The following is an 18,123-nucleotide window of genomic DNA, read 5'->3' as shown; positions in this document are numbered from 1 at the left end:
TAAAGGACGAGGAGGCAATGGGCGGCGGCGCAGCCTCAGGTTGCGCCCTCGGGGGAGTGAGGCCGGTCGGCTCGCAGGAAGCGGGGCGAGCAGGCTCAGTCAGCCCAGCGGTTGCCTTCCTGAAAGCTCCAGGCCAGGATCCGGCTCTGCTTGTTGCCCAGGTTCATCTCTATCACCCGCACCCGCCTGGCTTCCAGCTGCTTGAGTCCCTGCCTGGCCGCCGCCAGATTCTCCTTCTTCGACACCAGGGAAGTGAACCAGAGACACTGGTCGGCAAACGCCCGGCTCTCGCGGATCAGGGAAGCGAGGAAGGCGGCCTCGCCGCCATCGCACCACAGCTCCGCCTTCTGGCCACCAAAGTTGAGCACGGGTGCCTCACTCGTCTCCTCTCCCCCCTTGCCCAGATTGCGCAGCTTGCGCCGGGTGCCGGCGCTGGCCTCGGCCAGGGAGGCATGAAACGGCGGGTTGCACAGGGTCAGGGTAAAGCGCTCCTTGGGCCCTATGATGCCGTGAAACACCCGCCGGGGATCGGCCTGCAGGCGACACTCTATCTGCTTGCCCAGACCGTTGCTGGCCGCCAGCAGGCTGGCCGCCTTGACCGAAACGGGATCGATGTCGGCCCCGACGAAACGCCAGCCATATTCTCGGCTGCCGAGCAAGGGATAGATGCAGTTGGCCCCCACTCCGATATCCAGCACCCTCACCCCCTTGCCGGTGCGCGGTGCCTCCAGCCCCTCGCTGACAAGGTCGGCCACGTGATGCAGATAGTCGACCCGGCCAGGGATGGGCGGACAGAGATAGCCCGCGGGCAGATCCCAGTGGCGGATCCCATAGTGCAGCGCCAGCAGCGCCTGGTTGAGCGCCTTGACCGCCGCCGGATCGGCGAAATCCAGGGTGCGGCCGCCATGCTCGTTGGTGAACACGAAGGGCGCCAGTGCGGGGGTTCGCTGGCTGAGCGCCGCCAGATCATAGGGGGCCTGATGGCGATTGCGGGGGTGCAAGCCGGCTTTGAGGGGAGTCTCTTTGGTCATCTGAGGCCTGATCTGTCTGGCAAAAAGCGGGCCCACACTATAGAGAGTCGCGCGGCAAAAGTCTAAACGGGGTCATGAAAAACCGGGCCGCCAGGGCCCGGTTTGAGTGAGGTTGGAAAAACGGTCCGTACTGCGGGCGGTTTGTCCAGCCTGGCTCTTAGATCTCGATGCGGCGCGCCTGCCAGAACTTGTTGCGCCAGTACTGATTGTCCAGCCGTGAACGTGTGACGCCGGCCCGGGTCGAGGCGTGAATGAACTCGCCGTTGCCCACATAGATGCCGACATGGTTCAGTCGACGATTGATCTTGAAGAACACCAGGTCTCCCTCGACCAACTCCTGCCTGGACACCCGGGTTCCCTCGTGTACCTGGGAACGAGTGTCGCGGGGCAACTCTATCCCCACGGCATTGCGATACACTTCACGGGCGAAGGCGGAACAATCGATGCCGCGCTCACTGGTTCCACCGAAACGGTATGGGGTACCACGCCACTCTTTGAATACGGTCAGAATTTCATTTACATCGGGTGTCTGGTTGACTTCCGGTTCAACCACGGGCTCCACCATGGAGACTTCGATCTTGCTTGCGACATCCGGTTGGGGTGCCGAGGCACAACCCACCATGCCGAGCGAGATCAGCAGCAGCATCAGGTAACGCAATCCTTTATCCCCGCAAATGTTAAAACTTGTTAAAATACAGCCTTTGGCAGGCTATTGATGAAATGCAACAGTTCTCGACTATATCCAAGTATTCTATCGAGGCAAGTGAAAATCCCTATCAAGCTCACATTCTTGCAATAAAATGCGTTATTTTTCAGCATTGATGTGACGACAGCCAGACAAGATGCCATGCCAGCATGCCGCACCACCTCTCTTGTTGGGTGATATCAACCCCTGTTTTATCGACTTTCTTAAGTGAATAATGATGACAATCACGGATCTGTTTCTGTTAAATAGCGCCACCCTGGCTCCTGCTCTGGTACAGACGCTGGAGTCCGAACTCAATCCGGTTCAGCACCTGCAGTGGCAGGGAGTGGTGCAGCCCCATAGACGCCGGGAATTTCTGATAAGCCGGGTGGTGATTAACCGGCTGTTGGCCCAGCGTCTGGGTCAGGATCCGCAAAAACTGCAGTTTTGCAGTGGCCCCCACGGCAAGCCCATGCTCGCCGGCCAGGGGGCACAGTGCTGCCACTTCAACCTGAGTCACAGCGGCGACTGGCTGGCCATCGCCATCGGCGAACAGGGCCCCATTGGCGTCGACCTCGAACTCGGCCGCCGGGCCCGCTCCCCGCTCCCCCTCGCCCAGCGCTTCTTCGCCCCCGCCGAGTATCAATACCTGGCCGCACTGCCCAAGGCGCAGCAGGCCGGCAGCTTCTATCGCTTATGGTCACGCAAGGAGGCGGTGCTCAAGGCCCATGGTGGCGGCATCGCCGCCGGATTGGAGAAGGTGGAGTTCGTGCCGCAGCAAGGATGGCGTCTGGTCAATCGCCTCGACGGGATCGACTATCGGGTGCAGGACTGGCCCTGGCAGGGGGGCTGGCTCAGTCTCGCCGGCCACCAGGATGACGTGCGCCTGCATCGCCTCGACGAACAGCTTGAAATCGTGGCGCTGCAACCCCATCTTTATGAAAACCCTTAGCAAAGAGCCCGCCTCATGATCGTTGACATCCATCCCCAGAATTTCCAGCATGAACTGCTCGATGCGTCCATGCAAAAACCGGTCGTCATCTACTTCCATGCTCCCCAGATGCCGGAGTGTCAGGGCATGACGCCGCTCATCGAACAGCTGGTGGGCGAAGACAATCCCCAGGTCACCCTGGCCAAGGTGGACATGAACGACCCCCAGCTGCAACCGCTGGCCGGACAGCTCGGCTTGCGTGCCCTGCCCGCTCTGGTGCTGTTCCATCAGGGCCGCCCGGATGAGCAGGCCTTCCTGGAGGGCCCCCAGGACGAGGCGACCCTGCGCGGCTACTTTGCCGCCTTCTCTCCCAAGGAAGAGGAACTGCTGCTCAAGCAGGCGCAGCACGATCTGGCCGAAGGCCGGTTCGAGGAGGCCTACGCCCAGCTCGCCAAGGCCCATCAGCTCGCCGCGGATCGCCACGATATCCATCTCTGGCTGATCCAGGCCGCCCTCGAGCTCAATCGCCTCGACGAGGCGGCACAGCGCATCGCCCAGATCCCCATGGCCGCCCAGGATGAGCACTACCAGACTCTCAATGCCCGGCTGGCCCTCGCGCAACAAGCGGCGGAGAGCCCGGAGCTGCGTGCTCTGGAAGAGCGTTATCAGCAGACCCCGACCGATTTTGCCCTCGCCCAGGAGCTGGCGGTGCTCTACAACCAGGCTGGGCGTCAGGAAGAGGCATTGACCCTGCTGCTGACCATATTGCAGCGTGACCTCGCCTTCGGTGAAGCCAAGAAGACCTATCTCGACATACTGGCCACCATGGGAGCCCATCCGGCCGCATCAGGATTCAGAAGAAAACTATATAGCCTGCTCTACTGATAGCCGACCAGCATGAAGCACAACCGGGCTATGTCAGGCACCCCTGGGTGAGGGACATGGCTCTTGTTGTCAAAGCCTGATGCCCGTAAGAGGGTAGGCAGAGGGAGTGCGAAGCAGTGAGTGAGGAGAGGGAGAGGCAAATTTTAGGCAAAAAAAATGGCGCAGTGACTGCGCCATTTTTTCGCATGAATTACTTCTTGTAGGAAGTAGCCATGTTGTCCAGACGCTGGTTAGCGCGCATGGCTTCTTGGTTGGCTTGAGCAACATCAGCGGCCATTTTGGATTGATCAGCACGAACAGCGCTAACATCTTGAGCCAGTTGGTCAACTTTGTTAGACAGATTCTGTACGGAAGTTTCCAGTTCGCTGGTGTTTGCACAACCGCCCAGCAGGGCAGACAGACCAACAACACCTACCAACAACATTTTTTTCATTTTTAAAGCTCCCTTGAACTCGCCAGACGTTTAGCAAGCGGCGTGATTATGGCACAAAAAAATATGACTTTGGATAGGCCCCATCACAGATAAATGCATTAAAACCCTCATTTTTTTTTCCACTTGCACGACTTGAGCAAATTTCAATCAAAACGGGGCCCCAGTGATGGAGTTCGCACAAAGCGTAACCAAAAAAAGCCCTTATTACAATTTCGTATGGAACTTAAGCCGAACGCTCAGTCAACATCTGACGATACTGCACCAGGTCTTCGATGGTCAGCACCGGCAACCCGTGCTGACGACCAAAGGTGACCAGGTCAGGCAGTCGTGCCATGGAGCCATCTTCCTTGGTCAGTTCGCACAGAACGCCGAAGGGTTTGAGACCCGCCAGCTGCATCAGATCCACGGTCGCCTCGGTATGACCACGGCGGGTCATGACGCCCCCGTTGCGGGCCCGCAGCGGAAACACATGGCCGGGGCGGTTGAGGTCGGACGGCTTGGCGTCATCGGCGATGGCGGCGCGTATGGTGGTGATGCGATCGGCGGCGGAGACCCCGGTCGTCACCCCTTGGGCGGCCTCTATGGTGACGGTGAAGGCGGTCTGATATTGGCTGGAATTGGCCTCGACCATCATGGGCAGCTCGAGCTGGCGTACCCGTGCCTCCGGCAGGCAGAGGCAGACGATGCCGGAACACTCGCGGATCATCATGGCCATCTGTTCCTGGGTCATGGACTGCGCGGCGAAGATGAGATCCCCTTCGTTCTCGCGATCTTCATCGTCGGCGACCAGTACGCCTCGGCCGGCGCGCAGGGCTGCCAGGGCCGCTTCGACCCGTTCGATGGGATGACCAAATTCACTGAGTAAAGACTGATTCATGGTAAGACTCCGTTGACTTCACAAGTACCAGAATCAGGGCATGGAGCAGACAGAGAGAGGCATGCGGCGGCCACCCGAAAGGGCCACGCGTGGAACAGTCTGTCTTATCCTCTTTCATCCGGACTATGACCGTCGGCTCCGGCATCTCACCGGATCTGCTGACCCCGACCAGTGGCCGGGCGCTCGCGGGCTCCCCGAATCGCATCGGGATACCGCCGGTGGGGAATTTCGCCCCGCCCTGAGAATAAGCCCGCACAGACTAAAGGCATTGTGCTTCGGATACCAGCCCGGGACGGCAAAAATCGGGATCGTGGAGATTTCGCCGCCGGGCTGTCCTTTGACTTTTCGTTTATGGCATAGTGCCTTAAAAAAGCGCGGCCAGTGGGCATCAGCCCGCCCCGGCAGCCATCACACAACGGAAACGATGACAGACATGGAAAAGAAAATACTGCTGACGGATTGCCCCGATGCCAAGGGCCTCATCGCCAAGATCACCAACATCTGCTACAAGCACCAGCTCAACATCATCAAGAACGACGAGTTCGTGGATCACGAGAACGGCCGCTTCTTCATGCGCACCGAGCTGGAGGGGCGCTTCAATGACGAGACCCTGCTGGCGGATCTCGACGATGCCCTGCCCGCCGGCGCCCAGCGTCGCCTGGTCAAGGCCGGCAAGAAGCGCATCGTCATCCTGGTGACCAAGGAGACCCACTGCCTCGGCGACATTCTGATGAAGAACTACGCCGGCGCCCTGGACATGGACATAGTGGCGGTGATCGGCAACTACGACACCCTGGCGGAGCTGACGGGCAAGTTCGACATTCCGTTCCACACCGTCAGCCATGACAACCTGAGCCGCACCGAACACGAGGAGCAGGTGCGGGCCATCATAGATGGCTATCAGCCCGACTATGTGATCCTGGCGAAGTACATGCGGGTACTGACCCCGAGTTTCGTCGCGGCCTACCCGCGCAAGATCCTCAACATCCACCACTCCTTCCTGCCCGCCTTCATCGGGGCGCGCCCCTATCGCCAGGCGTTCGATCGCGGCGTCAAGCTCATCGGCGCCACCGCCCACTTCGTCACCGACGATCTGGACGAGGGCCCCATCGTCGAGCAGGACGTGATCCACGTCGGTCACACCTTCAGCGCCGATGACATGGCCAAGGCGGGTCGCGATGTGGAGAAATCCGTGCTGAGTCGCGCCCTGGCACTGGTTTTGAGCGAACGGGTCTTCGTCTATGGCAACAAGACGGTGGTGTTCAAGTAAATCCGCTTCAAGGAACCAACAAAAAAGGCCCATACGGGCCTTTTTTCATGGTGTGCTTCTGGTGAGGACCATGGGCCCAGCTCAGAGCGGCAGTTCGTTGACCGTGAGCCTGCCCTGCTGCAGCTTGAGCTCGGCCTTGAGGTCGCTCTGCTGTGGCTTGAGGTAGCCGAGCTGCTGGAGCTGCTGCAGCATGGGGGCCAGCTGGGGCACCGCCTCCCCCATTCCCTCGCTCAGACTGAGTTGGAGCAGGCCGGAGAGCGCCTTCACGCCCTCCTGCTCCTCCGCCAGTGTGGCCAGGCTGGTCGGCGCCAGGGTCAGCTCTCCCGACAGGGAGGCGGGCTCGCCATTGAGCCGTGAGCTCAATTCGGTCAGGGTCAGGGTCAGGCCACGGCCCAGCACCCGATCCAGCGCCTCCATCAGGGCCTGCTGATCCAGGCTGCTCTGGGCGCTCAGCTCCTGCAATGCCTGGTAACCCGCCAGATCCAGCCCCCTGACCTCGAGGTCGAGGCGGGCATCGGTCAGGGCGAGTCTGTCGCTGTCATTGGCCATGTCCATGGCCGCCAGCTGGATCTGATAATGGTTGGACAGGGTTTCGGCCGCCTCCCCTTCCAGCTGGCTCTGGCTGGTCAGCCGTTGCAGGGAGACATTGACCCCTTCCTGGGGCTGGGTCAGGGAGAAGGTCTCCAGCGCCATCTCGCTCTGGGGCGAGAGCCAGTTGCCGTTGACCTCCCTCAGCTCGGCGCTGCCCCTCAGCCGGCTCAGCACCATATCCGCCTGGCTCTGGGTTTCATGCAGCGTCATGCCGGCCCAGTCGAGGGCCATGTAGCCATTGCCCGCAAGATCGCCGCTGTAATCCGCCTGCAATGGCTGGAACGTCATCTGGCCCTGCTCGTGCTTGAGGCTGAATGCCCCTATGTCCAGCTTGCTCTGATTATCCCGGGTCCAGAGGTTGGTGAGGCTGGTCAGGGTCAGGCGCCACTCCTTGAGCCCCTGGGCCGCCAGCAGGGGGGCCAGCGAGCCCTGCTCGGTATCGAGCAGGATCTCGTTTCTGACATAGAGGGGAAGGATCAAGCCCTTCACCTTGAACGCCAGCACGATGGGTTCGGCCTGGCTCAGTTCTTCATCGAGCCGGGCCAGGGCCGCCGGGCCTATCACCAGCTGCATCTCCCCATCGCGCCGCCACAGGGTGCTGCGCCCAGGTTGCCACTGCAACGCGATCCCGCTCTGCTCACGCAGGGTGACGGTCTGCTCGGCCAACTGGCGATCGAACGCCTGGCCGGTCATCCAGCAAGCCCCCAACCCCACCCCTGCCAGCGCCGCACCGGCGACGCCCCATACCCACTTTTTCATCCCATTGTCCGTTTTCAGCACGTCTTGTCAGGCACTTTACGGGGCTAACCTCGCGCCAGCAAGAACGGCGCATCCTTACAGCAGCGGGCTGAAGAGGTAAAAGATGTTTTCCATGACCCGTTTGTACCAGGGGCGGGCGCGCCACTGGGCGAGGGTCATGGGGGTTGCCTCGCTCATATAGCCTTCCACCAGCTTGCTCAACTCGCCGACGAACTCGGGGTTGTCCACCAGCAGGGTCACCTCGAAGTTGAGCCAGAGGCTGCGCCTGTCCAGGTTGACCGTGCCCACCAGGGCAAAGTCGTCGTCCACCAGCACGCTCTTGGTATGCAGCAGGCCGGCATCGTAGCGATACACCTCCACCCCGGCCTCCAGCAGCTCCTCCATGAAGGCGTTGCAGGCATGATTCGCCATCAGGGAGTCGTTGCGGGCCGGCAGGATCAGCTGCACCTGCACTCCTCGCGCCGCCGCCGAGGAGAGGGCCGCCGCCAGGGGATCATCGGGCACGAAGTAGGGGGTCGTCAGCACCAGGTGGTGACGGGCCTGATAGATGGCGAGCAGCAGGCTCTGCTGGATGCAATCGCCGCCCACAAAGGGGCCGGATGGGATCAACTGGGCACGATAATTGTTCTGGGGCCAGGACTCGGGCTCGTGCTGCAGGCTGTCGAGCAGGCGCTCCCCCGTCTCCATCTCCCAGTCCCACACGAAGATGGACCACATCAGCGGCACTATGGGCCCCTGCACCCGAATCATGATGTCGACCCACTGGCCAACCCCGGCGTTCTGCTTGAAGAAGCGGGGATCCACCATGTTCATCGAGCCTGTGTAGCCCACCCGATCGTCTATCACCACCAGCTTGCGGTGCATGCGCAGATCCTGGCGCTGGAAGGGGATGCGCCAGGCGCCGACCGGCAGCACCTCCACCAGCTTGACCCCGGCCTTGCGCAGCGCCTTGGGCCAGGCGGAGCGAAAGAAGCCCTTGCTGCCCACCGAATCGAGCAGCAGACGACAATCCACGCCGCGCTGTGCCACCTCGCACAGGGCCTCGCACACCTCGTCCGCCCAGCCCCCCGGGTGCCAGATGTAGAACTCCAGATAGCAGGATTGGGTGGAATGGCGGATGTCCTGGGCTATCTCCCGCAGGATGGATCCGGGCTGACTCAGCAAGGTCATGCGATTGCCCGAGAGCATGGGCATGGCGAGCCGCCCCTGGATCAGGTCATGCAGCGGTTGCGCCTTCTCGCCCACCTCGCAGGCGTGCTCGGGAAAGAGGCGGGCCAGCTGGCGGATCCACTTGGCATAAGGGCGATACATGGCCTGGGCCCGCTCGGCGCGGCGCTTGCCCAGACGCACCTCGCCAAACAGCACGTAGAACCCCACCCCGGCAAACGGGATGGCGTAGATGAGGGCGAGCCAGGCGAGGGAGACACCGATGGGGCGCCGTTTCATCACCACCCGCAGGGAGACGCCGGCGACGATGACGGTGTGAAACAGCAGCAGCAACAGACCCAAGAAGCGGGAAAACAGCAGATGAAGATCATATTCCAGGGTGTTGAACACGGAAGCTCCTTTGGAGATGGGGTGGGGCGGCCAGGAGATCCCGCCGAGCTGGGATGATATGCTGTCGGGCCAATTCCATTCAATCAGGACACAAGCATGATCCTGCACACCATGCTGCTCAGCCTGGCCATGTTAGGGCAAGGCTCATATGACATCAATGAACAGCAGATCAATCAGTACCTGCAATCCCAGGTCCAGGTGGACAAGCAGCTGGAGCTGCCCGGCATCATCAAGGCCCACGTCAAGCTCGAGCAGAGCGATGTCCAGATAGGACGCCAGAGCCCGGATACGGCCCGGGTCTTTGGCAAGGGCAAGCTCAACGTCAGCCTGCCGGACAACACCCAGTATGACGCCCACCTCACCATGACCTATGAGGCCAGGCCAAGGTATGACAAGGCCCAGGGCGCCCTGTTTCTCGACAACATGAAACTGATCGAATACAAGCTGGAACCCTTGGCGGCGGAGCAGAAGTTCGGCTTCATGCTCAACATGCTGCTCAAGAGCATGGAGAAGCGGCTGGAGACCCAGCCCGTCTATCGTCTGGACGACAAGGATCCCCAGCAGGCCTGGCTCAAGGAGAATCTTGTCGGTCTGGAGCTGACGCCGGGCACCATACACCTGCTGACCAAGGGATCATGAGGGCAGGGCACACGCTTCGGCTTCGGGATGGCGGATCAGCAGCTCTATCTGGTATCCCTGCCGATGCTGCTTGATGAAATGGGCATGGAGGGGCCCCTTGAGCTCCTCCAGTGCCAGTGCGACGAACCCCACCTTGTGGTAGAAGGGCTGCTCGAACGGCAGGGCATGGCAGACGATGGGTTTGCTGACGAGATCGCGGCACGCCAGCGCGAGCAGGCGCGAACCCAGCCCCAGAGACTGGTAATGGGGTAGCAGGCGAAACCCGCACAGGTGGTAATACTCTTCCTCTTCCCGCAGCCGCACGGCGCCCACCAGCCAGTGCGCGTCGCGCACCACGAACACCCGCTCGCTCAGATCGGGCACATAGTAGGAGAATGTGGTTTCGTAGTAGTCCCTGATCAGGGACAGGTCCGCATCACAATACTCCTCGAACGTGAGCTCCATGGCTCGACCATCCATCACACCACACTCCCCTGCCCGCACTGCCGCTGTCGACAACCCCAGACCGGTCTGATCAGACCAGCCAGCGGGAGAAGATAACACGGGGCTGAGCGACAAAACAGCCGGCACTGCGCGGTTTGTGAATAAGCGCGGATCCCCCCGCTCGCGGCCGGCATCCGTGGTGCTGCTGGCAGCATCCCGCGCCGCGGCAAGCCCCTTGTTCTTCCCGGGCCAGGCTGCTTTACTCAACGGGCATGGATGCAAGGAGAGACCCGTGAACACAAGGATGTCGCTCACCCTCATACTCGTCATCGGCCTGCCTGTCTGGGCCCAGTCCCCTCCCCCTGCCGAGGTGGTGATGGTCGGGGCCCAGGCCCGGGATCCCGCGCCCGGCAAGCCGTTTCAGGTCTACAAGTCGCAACAGCGCAATGGCGTGACGCGCTATTCGGACATCAAGCCGGAAGAGGGGCACTACGAGGTGATGCAGTTCAACGACTGCTTCGCCTGCAACCCCAAATCCAGGGTCGACTGGAACACCACCGGCCTCTTCCTCCATGACTACGCCAGCACCATACAGGCTGCGGCGCACGCCTATGAGGTGGAGCCGGCCCTGATCCGCGCCCTGATCCACGCCGAGTCGGCCTTCAACCCCGTCGCCGTCTCGCGCAAGGGGGCCATGGGCCTCACCCAGCTGATGCCAGCCACCGCCCGCGAGCTGGGGGTGGGCAACCCGCTGCTGGCGGAGCAGAACATCTTCGGCGGGGTCAAATACCTCGCCGGCCTGCTCAGGCAATACAAGGGAGATGTGGCCCTGGCCAGCGCCGCCTACAATGCCGGCGCTGGCGCCGTTCAAAAATATGGCGGCATCCCCCCCTATGCCGAGACCCGGGCCTATGTCCATCGGGTGCAACTGCTGCATCAGCGCTACCTCACCGTGATGAAGGCCAAGGGACTCTGATCTCCCCATCAACACGAAAAAAAACACGCCGGATGGCGTGTTTTTTTTCGATGCACGGATAAATCCGGGTTATTTCTGCTCGGTCGCCACCAGGCGATAGGCCAGTGCCCCCAGGATGCCGCCCACGATAGGCGCCACCCAGAACAGCCACAGCTGGCTCACCGCCCAGTCCCCCACGAACAGGGCAACGCCAGTGCTGCGCGCCGGGTTGACCGAGGTGTTGGTCACCGGGATGCTGATCAGGTGGATCAGGGTCAGGCACAGACCGATGGCGATGGGGGCAAAGCCCGCCGGTGCCCGGCTGTCGGTGGCCCCCATGATGACGAACAGGAAGAAGGCGGTCATCACCACTTCACACACCAGGGCCGCCAGCATGGAGTAGCCACCGGGGGAGTGCTCACCGAAGCCGTTGGAGGCAAACCCGCCACTGACATCGAAACCGGCCTGACCGCTGGCGATCACGAACAAGACGGCGCCGGCCGCGATCCCGCCCAATACCTGGGCCACTATGTAAGGGGCGACACCGGAGGCCGGGAAGCGGCCACCGGCCCACAGGCCAACGGTCACCGCCGGATTGAGGTGGCAACCCGAGATGTGACCGATGGCAAACGCCATGGTCAGCACGGTCAGACCAAACGCCAGGGAGACCCCGAGCAGACCGATACCCACATCCGGAAATGCCGCCGCCAGCACGGCGCTGCCACACCCGCCCAGCACCAGCCAAAAGGTGCCCAAAAACTCTGCTGCATATGGTCTCACGATAATTCTCCTGATTGATCAATCTCTTCTATGGCAAGAGCCTCACAAGGGGCCGCCATCTCAGCAAGTGTATTATCGGGATATGAAGACGAATGACGAGCTACCCAGTTTCCGGCAAAAGTGTGACATTCATCACAAGTTATTGTTCTTACAGCGATATATCCACAATATGAAAAAGGGATTGAACAATGGCGTCGGGGGAGAGCGACAAGAGGTGTCCAAATGAATCAAAAAACCGTCAGAAGCGGGCTGGAACCCGCCACTGGACGGGGCGCCAGCAGCCTATCGGTAGCGACCCCGCGCGGCCCCGGAGACCCGGCCCGCCATCTTGATCAGACTCTGGCGCGTATGGAAATGGCACAGGGCGACGCCGAGGGCATCGGCGGCATCGGCCTGAGGAGTGGCGGAGAGCTTGAGCAGATGAGTCACCATATGCTGCACCTGCTCCTTGGCGGCGCCCCCCGTTCCCACCACGGCCTGCTTGATCTGGGTCGCCGAATATTCACTCACCGGCAGAGAGGCGTTCACCGCCGCGACGATGGCACTGCCACGGGCCTGCCCCAGCTTGAGGGCCGAGTCTGCATTGCGGGCCATGAAGACACGCTCGATGGCAAACTCGTCAGGCTTGAACTGGGTAATGATCTCGCAGACGCCGTCATAGACCTGCTTGAGCCGCTCTGGCAGCTCGCCACAGTCGGTGCGGATACAACCGGACCCCAGGTAGCTGGCCTTGCCGGCAACGATACGAATGACGCCGTAGCCGGTGATCCGCGAGCCAGGATCGATTCCCAAAATGATACTCATGACAGCCGTTGTTCCAAAAAACCATGATGGGCGCCAAGATAGCAAACTCGAGGCCCCTGCGCTTGCCCAAGCCATCACTCAGGTGCGCTGGCAGGCGAAAATCCGGCTGCGCCTCCCCTATTCCCGCCCCTCCCTCGCGAGGTGGCGATAGAAGGTGGTGCGGCTGATGCCAAGCCGGCGCGCCGCCTCGCTCACGTTGCCGCCGCACTCTGCCAGGGTCTGCTGCACCCGCTGCCGGCTCTGCTCGCGCAGGGTGGTGGTGCCCCGGGGAGCCGGCATGGCGGCCACCTCGGGCAGGTGCAGGTGGGCGGGGTCAATCCAGCCCTGCCCTTCCGCCAGCACGCAGGCCACCTCCAGTGCCTGCTTGAGCTGGCGCACGTTGCCGGGCAGAGGGTGGGCCAGCAGCCGCTGCTCCGCCTGCGGCGTCAGTTGCAGGGCCGGGTCCATCTCGGCGAGCAGGTTCAGGATCAGCTCCTGGCGCTCGGGCACCGACCAGGCCCGCAGGGGTGCCAGTTGCTGGCGCCAGCCGCAGATGCGGTAGTAGAGATCTTCGCGAAACGTCCCGGCCGCCACCATGGCCGCCAGATCCCGGTGGCTGGCGCTCACCAGCCAGAAATCCACCGCCTCGGGTCTGTGGCTACCCACCGGGGTGACGGCGCGCTCCTGCAGCACCCGCAGCAGCCGGGTCTGGGCCGGGAGCGGCAACTCGCCAATTTCATCCAGCATCAGGATGCCCCCATGGGCGGCGCGCAGATAACCCTGGCTGCCCTGGCTGCGGGCGCCGCTGAAGGCCCCGCCTACATAGCCAAACAGCTCGGCCTCCACCAGATCGGCGGGCAGGGCGCCGCAGTTGACGCACACCAGAGGCCGCTCCCGACGGCTCGATCTGGCGTGCAGGGTGCGCACCAGGTGCTCCTTGCCGCTGCCGGTCTCCCCCTCGATGAGCAGGGAGATGCCGCGCTCCAGCATCTTGAGGGGCACCTGCTGCGCCTGCGATCCCCCCTCCTCAACCGCGCTCGGCAGGGGGAGCCTGGCGGCGCGCTCCCCCGCCTCCGGCACCAGCCGCAATCCGCGCCGATCCCGCAGCAACTGCTGACCGTCGAAGGGGTGCTGGCCTAGCCAGAGCCGTCCGGCCCGGTTGGCCCCGAGCAGCTCGCCCCCCTCCCCCAGCAGCAGGCGGGCAGACCAGAGGCTCTGGGGATCGAGATCCACCAGCCAGCCCGGCTGGCGCGCCAGCAGGGCGTTTTCCAGGGTCATGGCCAGGAGCCGCACCGTGCCCAGCATGTCGCCATCGTGATGGGCCGCATCGGTGGAGATGTCGAGCACGCCCAGCAGTTGCCCGTCCGGCCCGAGCAGGGGGCAGGCGCTGCAACTGAGGAAGCTGTGCTGAGCGAAGAAGTGCTGGGCCCCCAGCACCTGCACCTCGCTCTGCTCGGCCAGCGCGGTACCGATGGCATTGGTGCCCTTGCTCGCCTCACCCCAGCGGGCGCCGCTGCGCAAAAAGATACGCTCGGCATGGCGGGCGAAACCGTCGTCTCCACTGGCAGCCAGAATGGCCCCCTCACCGTCGCACAGCAGCAGGCGACAGGGTCTGCCCGCCAGCAACTGGGCAAACAGCGGCAGCACGAAGCGCTGAAAACAGGTAATCAGCGTCCTGTGTTCCTCCTGGCGGGCCGACAACTCCCCCTGGGGCAGCAAATCCAGCTCGGCGCTCTGCTGGCGGATCAGGCCCTGATGCAGGCAGCGCTGCCAGGAGCGCTGGATCGGGCTGGGACTGGGTTGAAGTGACTCACTCATCACGCCTCCTGCTCATACAGAACATGAATAGGGCCGGGGCTAGATTGAGATAACTCGCTCATCACGCCTCCTGTTCACAAAGGGCACAGTGTCACGGCCACTGTCCAGAAACGGCACAGTCTCATCGGGACCACCGCGGTCACTGGTTAATCAAGATACGCCGCCGCACCCCGTTTGATAACGTTTTTGTAACTTTTCGCCCTCTGGTCAGACCCTCTGGCACGGCACTTGCGATGACAGGAAGCAACCGGACTGCCCGCCAGGCCGGTCAGGACCACACACACATAAGGATGATGAGATGATTTATACCGCTCCCGGTCAGGCAGGTGCCCTGGTCAGCTTCAAATCCCGTTATGACAACTTCATCGGTGGCGACTGGGTGGCGCCGCGCGCCGGCCGCTACTTTGAGAACATCTCGCCGGTGGATGGCCGGGTTTTCTGCGAGGTGGCCCGCTCCGACGCCGCCGACATCGAGCTCGCCCTGGATGCCGCCCACAAGGCGTTCGCCAGCTGGAGCAAGACCAGCGTCACCGAGCGCAGCAACCTGCTGCTGCGCATCGCCGATCGCATCGAGCAGAACATAGAGGTGCTCGCCGTCGCCGAGACCTGGGAGAACGGCAAGGCGGTGCGCGAGACCCTGGCCGCCGACCTGCCGCTGGTGGTGGATCACTTCCGCTACTTCGCCGGCTGCATCCGCGCCCAGGAGGGCTCCGCCGCCGAGCTGGACCAGCACACCGTCAGCTACCACTTCAAGGAGCCCATCGGCGTGGTCGGCCAGATCATCCCCTGGAACTTCCCCCTGCTGATGGCCGCCTGGAAGCTGGCCCCGGTACTGGCGGCAGGCTGCTGCAGCGTGCTCAAGCCCGCCGAGCAGACCCCGGTCACCATCATGCTGATGATGGATCTCATCAAGGACATACTGCCCCCCGGCGTGGTCAACGTGGTCAACGGCTTCGGCGCCGAGGCGGGCCAGGCGCTCGCCACCAGCGACCGGATCCAGAAGCTCGCCTTCACCGGTTCGACGGAAGTGGGTGCCCATATCCTGCGCTGCGCCGCCGACAAGCTCATTCCCTCCACCGTGGAGCTGGGCGGCAAGTCCCCCAACATCTACTTCGCCGACGTGATGCAGCACGAGAGCAGCTACATCGACAAGGCGGTGGAAGGGATGCTGATGACCTTCTTCAACCAGGGCGAGGTGTGCACCTGCCCCTCCCGCGCCCTGGTGCAGGCCAGCATCTATGACGACTTTATGGACAGGGTGCTGGCCCGCGCCCGCACAATCGTGCAGGGCAACCCTCTCGACACCGCCACCCAGGTCGGCGCCCAGGCGTCCCGCGAGCAGTTCGACAAGATCCTGAGCTACATGGAGATTGGCCGCGGCGAGGGGGCCAGGATGCTGATCGGCGGCGGCCCGGCCAAGGTGAGCGGGCTGGAGGGGGGCTTCTACATCCAGCCCACCATCTTCTCGGGCCAGAACAAGATGCGGGTGTTCCAGGAGGAGATCTTCGGGCCGGCGCTCGGGGTCACCACCTTCAAGGACGAGGCGGATGCCCTGGCCATTGCCAACGACACCCAGTACGGGCTGGGGGCGGGCCTGTGGACCCGGGACAGCAACCTGGCCTGGCGCATGGGGCGCGGCATCCAGGCCGGCCGGGTCTGGGTCAACTGCTACCACGCCTACCCGGCCCACGCGGCCTTCGGCGGCTACAAGAAGTCAGGGATAGGCCGCGAGACCCACAAGATGATGCTGGACCACTACCAGAACACCAAGAACCTGCTGGTGAGCCACGACATCAACCCCCTCGGCTTCTTCTAAGCCCATCCCGTGATCCACAAGGGCGCCTGCGGGCGCCCTTTTTCATGCGGTTCAGGCCACGGGTTGGCCCAGTTGCTGGCGATAGCGCTGGGGGGCGCAGCCCTGTTCGCGCTGGAACATAGCGATGAAAGCCGAGGTGGAGGCGTAACCGAGGCGCCAGGCGATCTCCTGCACCGGCATCTCTCCCCGCAGCCAGTCCAGCGCCTTCACCAGCCGCAGCCGGGTGCGCCACTGACCGAGGCTCATGCCAAGCTCCTTCTGGCAGCGCCGCGCCAGGGTGCGCTCCGTGGTGTGCAGCGCCCTGGCCCACTCCACCAGCGTGCGGTTGTCCTCCGGCGCCGCCTGCAACGCCGCCAGCAGGGGGGCCAGCAGGCGATCCCGGCTCTGGGGCAGGTAGCTCGGCTGGCAGCGGGTGCGGGCCAGCTTCTCGATGAAGAGCGCCCCCTGGCGCGCATCCCACTCGTCCTCCATGTGACCGACCCGGCGCTGGGTGAAATCCTCCAGCAGGGCCCGCAGCAAGGGGGTGAGGGCCAGCAGCTGGGGCTCCGCTGGCAGGCGCGGGGCCAGCGCGTGGCTGACGTAGATGGAGGTGTAATCCAGGGTCTGCTCGTTGAAGGCGCTGTGGGGCAGGTTGGCCGGCACCCAGATGAGGTAGTCCGGGGGCGCCACCAGCCGCTCTCCCCCCACCTCCACCACCATGACCCCCAGGCTGATGAGGCTGAGCTGGCCCCAGGGGTGGGCGTGCTCGGCGCAGGCGTTGCCCCCCTGGATCTGGCTGTAGCGAAAGTAGAGGGGGTTGGGGTCGGCCAGCAGGCGATCCTGCTCGGCCAGGGTGAGGGTGCCCATGCAGATTGTCCCAAAGCGGTTATGACATGTCTTATTTACGCTACTTGCCTCGTTCAAGACAAGGCTAGACTCTCCCCATCGTACCAAGGAGTGCCTATGCCTTTTCTCTTCCCCCTGCTCGCCATCCTGATCTGGGCCGCCAATACCGTGGTCTCCAAGGCCGCCGCCGGCGTGCTGGATCCCGCCGCCATCTCCTTCTATCGCTGGGTGCTCGCCGCCCTCGCGCTCTCTCCCTTCTGCCTGCCGCAGCTGTGGCGCCGCCGGCGCGATCTCCGCCCCTGGCTCGGCAAGCTGCTGGTGCTGGCAGCCCTTGGCATGGTGCTCTTCCAGTGCCTCGCCTACTACGCCGCCCACAGCACCTCGGCCACCAACATGGGGGTCATCGGCTCACTGATCCCGCTGCTCACCCTGCTCATCGGGGCCTGCTGCTTTGGCCAGAAGCCGGGCAAGCAGGCGCTGCTCGGCATGAGCCTCTCCCTGTTCGGGGTGCTCTGGCTGCTGGGTCAGGGCAACCCCCTGGCGCTGCTGCACAGCGGCATCAACCCCGGCGATGGCATGATGCTGCTGGGGGCGGCCAGCTATGCCCTCTATGGCCTGCTGATCCGCCGCTGGCAACTGCCGTTCGGCCCCTGGCTCAACCTCTACCTGCAGATCCTGCTGGCGGTGCTGCTGCTCATCCCGGTGGCCCTGAGTGCGGACTCCCTGGCGGTGCCTGCCGAAGGCTGGGGTCTGGTGCTGTTCGCCGGGCTCGCCTCCTCCATCTTCGCCGCCTACTGCTGGATGCGCGGCCTCGCCACCCTGGGGGCGGAGCGCACCTCGGTCTTCATGAACCTGATGCCCCTGTGTACGGCCCTCATCGCCGTCATCACCCTGGGAGAGCCCATTCACGACTATCACCTGCTGGGGGGCGGTCTCATCCTGAGCGGGGTCATGCTCTCCCAGCTCAGGCCGAGGGTACGCCGCCCTCTGCCGGAAGGGGCATGATCCGGCCTGCACCATGAAAGAAGGGAGCCTCGGCTCCCTTCTTGCTGCCCTCGTCAGGGC

At 63.2% G+C, this 18,123-nt stretch carries 18 protein-coding genes and 1 riboswitch; of the genes, 7 read left to right on the top strand and 11 right to left on the bottom strand.

The window, feature by feature from the left end:
- Positions 1-95 precede the first annotated feature (95 nt).
- On the bottom strand, positions 96-1,031 hold the full coding sequence (rlmF, locus tag ACEUCR_RS09015) for a 23S rRNA (adenine(1618)-N(6))-methyltransferase RlmF (protein ID WP_408789536.1): 936 nt from the start codon (positions 1,029-1,031) through the stop codon (positions 96-98).
- A gap of 157 nt (positions 1,032-1,188) precedes the next feature.
- The gene (locus tag ACEUCR_RS09010; protein WP_041993573.1) at positions 1,189-1,677 is read right to left on the bottom strand and encodes a C40 family peptidase; all 489 of its coding nucleotides are present in this window, start codon (positions 1,675-1,677) and stop codon (positions 1,189-1,191) included.
- 274 nt (positions 1,678-1,951) lie between these two features.
- On the opposite strand from ACEUCR_RS09010, the gene ACEUCR_RS09005 reads away from it, so the two are divergent.
- Positions 1,952-2,668: a 4'-phosphopantetheinyl transferase family protein gene (locus tag ACEUCR_RS09005; RefSeq protein ID WP_408789533.1), complete on the top strand. Its 717-nt coding sequence runs from the start codon at positions 1,952-1,954 to the stop codon at positions 2,666-2,668.
- A gap of 15 nt (positions 2,669-2,683) precedes the next feature.
- On the top strand, positions 2,684-3,532 hold the full coding sequence (locus ACEUCR_RS09000) for a tetratricopeptide repeat protein (protein WP_408775030.1): 849 nt from the start codon (positions 2,684-2,686) through the stop codon (positions 3,530-3,532).
- 190 nt (positions 3,533-3,722) lie between these two features.
- Here the strand turns inward: ACEUCR_RS09000 and ACEUCR_RS08995 are convergent, their stop codons facing one another.
- The gene (locus tag ACEUCR_RS08995; RefSeq protein ID WP_041993569.1) at positions 3,723-3,965 is read right to left on the bottom strand and encodes an Lpp/OprI family alanine-zipper lipoprotein; all 243 of its coding nucleotides are present in this window, start codon (positions 3,963-3,965) and stop codon (positions 3,723-3,725) included.
- Between the two features lie 223 nt (positions 3,966-4,188).
- Entirely contained in the window at positions 4,189-4,842 is a 654-nt protein-coding gene (ribB, locus tag ACEUCR_RS08990) for a 3,4-dihydroxy-2-butanone-4-phosphate synthase (RefSeq protein WP_041993565.1), read from the bottom strand.
- Between the two features lie 102 nt (positions 4,843-4,944).
- A riboswitch (FMN riboswitch) is annotated at positions 4,945-5,092 on the bottom strand.
- 183 nt (positions 5,093-5,275) lie between these two features.
- Here ribB and purU point away from each other — a divergent pair.
- Positions 5,276-6,112 carry a formyltetrahydrofolate deformylase gene (gene purU / locus ACEUCR_RS08985; RefSeq protein WP_111873820.1) on the top strand — a complete coding sequence of 279 codons (837 nt, stop codon included), beginning with the start codon at positions 5,276-5,278 and terminating at the stop codon, positions 6,110-6,112.
- 81 nt (positions 6,113-6,193) lie between these two features.
- On the opposite strand, the gene ACEUCR_RS08980 is transcribed toward purU, so the two are convergent.
- Positions 6,194-7,462, bottom strand: coding sequence for a DUF945 family protein (locus tag ACEUCR_RS08980; RefSeq protein WP_408789530.1), 1,269 nt, complete (start codon positions 7,460-7,462; stop codon positions 6,194-6,196).
- 75 nt (positions 7,463-7,537) lie between these two features.
- On the bottom strand, positions 7,538-9,019 hold the full coding sequence (cls, locus tag ACEUCR_RS08975) for a cardiolipin synthase (protein WP_408759728.1): 1,482 nt from the start codon (positions 9,017-9,019) through the stop codon (positions 7,538-7,540).
- A 96-nt stretch (positions 9,020-9,115) separates the two neighbouring features.
- On the opposite strand from cls, the gene ACEUCR_RS08970 reads away from it, so the two are divergent.
- Entirely contained in the window at positions 9,116-9,658 is a 543-nt protein-coding gene (locus ACEUCR_RS08970) for a DUF1439 domain-containing protein (protein ID WP_041993556.1), read from the top strand.
- Here the strand turns inward: ACEUCR_RS08970 and ACEUCR_RS08965 are convergent.
- A complete protein-coding gene (locus tag ACEUCR_RS08965; protein ID WP_041993553.1) occupies positions 9,653-10,102 on the bottom strand; it encodes a GNAT family N-acetyltransferase in 450 nt (149 codons plus the stop codon). The genes ACEUCR_RS08970 and ACEUCR_RS08965 overlap by 6 nt on opposite strands.
- A gap of 283 nt (positions 10,103-10,385) precedes the next feature.
- Here ACEUCR_RS08965 and ACEUCR_RS08960 point away from each other — a divergent pair, with 283 nt between their 5' ends.
- Positions 10,386-11,057, top strand: coding sequence for a lytic transglycosylase domain-containing protein (locus ACEUCR_RS08960; RefSeq protein WP_111873817.1), 672 nt, complete (start codon positions 10,386-10,388; stop codon positions 11,055-11,057).
- Positions 11,058-11,126: 69 nt separating this feature from the next.
- Here ACEUCR_RS08960 and aqpZ read toward each other — a convergent pair whose 3' ends face one another.
- The 3 genes from aqpZ to ACEUCR_RS08945 form a co-directional block, all read right to left on the bottom strand.
- Positions 11,127-11,816: an aquaporin Z gene (aqpZ, locus tag ACEUCR_RS08955; protein WP_041993547.1), complete on the bottom strand. Its 690-nt coding sequence runs from the start codon at positions 11,814-11,816 to the stop codon at positions 11,127-11,129.
- A 282-nt stretch (positions 11,817-12,098) separates the two neighbouring features.
- Positions 12,099-12,620 carry a crossover junction endodeoxyribonuclease RuvC gene (gene ruvC, locus ACEUCR_RS08950; RefSeq protein WP_111873816.1) on the bottom strand — a complete coding sequence of 174 codons (522 nt, stop codon included), beginning with the start codon at positions 12,618-12,620 and terminating at the stop codon, positions 12,099-12,101.
- 117 nt (positions 12,621-12,737) lie between these two features.
- Entirely contained in the window at positions 12,738-14,417 is a 1,680-nt protein-coding gene (locus tag ACEUCR_RS08945; protein WP_408789528.1) for a sigma-54-dependent Fis family transcriptional regulator, read from the bottom strand.
- A gap of 298 nt (positions 14,418-14,715) precedes the next feature.
- On the opposite strand from ACEUCR_RS08945, the gene exaC reads away from it, so the two are divergent.
- On the top strand, positions 14,716-16,233 hold the full coding sequence (gene exaC, locus ACEUCR_RS08940; protein ID WP_408789525.1) for an acetaldehyde dehydrogenase ExaC: 1,518 nt from the start codon (positions 14,716-14,718) through the stop codon (positions 16,231-16,233).
- A 51-nt stretch (positions 16,234-16,284) separates the two neighbouring features.
- On the opposite strand, the gene ACEUCR_RS08935 is transcribed toward exaC, so the two are convergent.
- Positions 16,285-17,079 carry an AraC family transcriptional regulator gene (locus ACEUCR_RS08935; protein WP_392444178.1) on the bottom strand — a complete coding sequence of 265 codons (795 nt, stop codon included), beginning with the start codon at positions 17,077-17,079 and terminating at the stop codon, positions 16,285-16,287.
- A gap of 96 nt (positions 17,080-17,175) precedes the next feature.
- Here ACEUCR_RS08935 and ACEUCR_RS08930 point away from each other — a divergent pair, with 96 nt between their 5' ends.
- A complete protein-coding gene (locus ACEUCR_RS08930; protein ID WP_408789521.1) occupies positions 17,176-18,063 on the top strand; it encodes a DMT family transporter in 888 nt (295 codons plus the stop codon).
- The last annotated feature ends 60 nt before the right edge of the window (positions 18,064-18,123 follow it).

It is taken from the genome of Aeromonas bivalvium (genome assembly GCF_046078285.1).
Classification (GTDB): domain Bacteria; phylum Pseudomonadota; class Gammaproteobacteria; order Enterobacterales; family Aeromonadaceae; genus Aeromonas; species Aeromonas bivalvium.
The sequence above is the reverse complement of the archived record's forward strand: the minus strand, read 5'-3'. Positions and strand labels throughout refer to the sequence as shown.

What these genes read in the sequence shown, in the direction of transcription:
- rlmF (WP_408789536.1), bottom strand. Translation starts at nt 1,031, where the DNA reads ATGACCAAAGAGACTCCCCTCAAAGCCGGCTTGCACCCCCGCAATCGC.
- ACEUCR_RS09010 (WP_041993573.1), bottom strand. Translation starts at nt 1,677, where the DNA reads ATGCTGCTGCTGATCTCGCTCGGCATGGTGGGTTGTGCCTCGGCACCC.
- ACEUCR_RS09005 (WP_408789533.1), top strand. Translation starts at nt 1,952, where the DNA reads ATGATGACAATCACGGATCTGTTTCTGTTAAATAGCGCCACCCTGGCT.
- ACEUCR_RS09000 (WP_408775030.1), top strand. Translation starts at nt 2,684, where the DNA reads ATGATCGTTGACATCCATCCCCAGAATTTCCAGCATGAACTGCTCGAT.
- ACEUCR_RS08995 (WP_041993569.1), bottom strand. Translation starts at nt 3,965, where the DNA reads ATGAAAAAAATGTTGTTGGTAGGTGTTGTTGGTCTGTCTGCCCTGCTG.
- ribB (WP_041993565.1), bottom strand. Translation starts at nt 4,842, where the DNA reads ATGAATCAGTCTTTACTCAGTGAATTTGGTCATCCCATCGAACGGGTC.
- purU (WP_111873820.1), top strand. Translation starts at nt 5,276, where the DNA reads ATGGAAAAGAAAATACTGCTGACGGATTGCCCCGATGCCAAGGGCCTC.
- ACEUCR_RS08980 (WP_408789530.1), bottom strand. Translation starts at nt 7,462, where the DNA reads ATGAAAAAGTGGGTATGGGGCGTCGCCGGTGCGGCGCTGGCAGGGGTG.
- ACEUCR_RS08970 (WP_041993556.1), top strand. Translation starts at nt 9,116, where the DNA reads ATGATCCTGCACACCATGCTGCTCAGCCTGGCCATGTTAGGGCAAGGC.
- ACEUCR_RS08965 (WP_041993553.1), bottom strand. Translation starts at nt 10,102, where the DNA reads ATGGAGCTCACGTTCGAGGAGTATTGTGATGCGGACCTGTCCCTGATC.
- ACEUCR_RS08960 (WP_111873817.1), top strand. Translation starts at nt 10,386, where the DNA reads ATGTCGCTCACCCTCATACTCGTCATCGGCCTGCCTGTCTGGGCCCAG.
- ruvC (WP_111873816.1), bottom strand. Translation starts at nt 12,620, where the DNA reads ATGAGTATCATTTTGGGAATCGATCCTGGCTCGCGGATCACCGGCTAC.
- ACEUCR_RS08945 (WP_408789528.1), bottom strand. Translation starts at nt 14,417, where the DNA reads ATGAGTGAGTCACTTCAACCCAGTCCCAGCCCGATCCAGCGCTCCTGG.
- exaC (WP_408789525.1), top strand. Translation starts at nt 14,716, where the DNA reads ATGATTTATACCGCTCCCGGTCAGGCAGGTGCCCTGGTCAGCTTCAAA.
- ACEUCR_RS08935 (WP_392444178.1), bottom strand. Translation starts at nt 17,079, where the DNA reads ATGGGCACCCTCACCCTGGCCGAGCAGGATCGCCTGCTGGCCGACCCC.
- ACEUCR_RS08930 (WP_408789521.1), top strand. Translation starts at nt 17,176, where the DNA reads ATGCCTTTTCTCTTCCCCCTGCTCGCCATCCTGATCTGGGCCGCCAAT.